At 62.7% G+C, this 742-nt stretch carries 1 protein-coding gene; it reads left to right on the top strand.

The window, feature by feature from the left end:
- Positions 1-582, top strand: a 582-nt coding sequence (locus D6877_RS06775) for a GGDEF domain-containing protein (RefSeq protein WP_130910286.1), incomplete at its 5' end; no start/stop codon positions are given.
- Positions 583-742: the final 160 nt, after the last annotated feature.

Below are 742 nucleotides of genomic sequence, written 5' to 3'. Positions count from 1 at the left end.
CGCGAACTGCAAGAAGCCAACGCCTCGCTGGAAGCCACCGTGGCGCAACGCACCGCCGCCCTCACCGAGGCCAACGCCGAGCTGCTGAGCCTGGCCACTCACGACGGTTTGACCGGCGTTTACAACCGCCGCCGCTTTGACGAAAAAATCACTGAATACTCACTGCTTTCCCGACGCACCGGGCGCCCGTATGCCCTGCTGCTGATCGATGCCGACCACTTCAAACGCATCAATGACAGCCACGGCCACGCGGCCGGTGACGAGGTCCTGCAACAACTGGCGACCTTGATCCAGAACAGCGTACGCAGCACCGATTTCGTCGCGCGTTACGGCGGCGAGGAATTTGCCGTGCTGCTGCCGGAAGTCGCGCAACCCGAAACCCCGGAAGTCGTCGCCGAAAAGATTCGCGCAGCGGTGGCCGAAGCGCAGTTTCCCGGCGTCGGCAACGTCACGGTGAGTATCGGTCTCGCCCTGGCAGATCCGGCCGACAACAACCACACCGCCCTGATCAAACGCGCCGATCAGCAGCTGTATCAGGCGAAGGCTGCGGGGCGCAATCAGGTTGCGTTTCATGCCCACTGACACCGGCGTATATCAACCAGAGACAGGTCGGCTCACCGACCCCATCGCTGGCAAGCCAGCTCCCACAGGGATTGGGTAAAAGCGGAAATATGGGTCGGCCGGAGAACCGCTTTCGCGAGCAGGCTCGCTCCCACAGAAAAGCAAAGCAGCGCAGCTGCCC

Source organism: Pseudomonas sp. Sample_9, from assembly GCF_004307535.1.
Taxonomy (GTDB): domain Bacteria; phylum Pseudomonadota; class Gammaproteobacteria; order Pseudomonadales; family Pseudomonadaceae; genus Aquipseudomonas; species Aquipseudomonas mercuritolerans.
This window is presented reverse-complemented; position numbering and strand designations above follow the sequence as displayed.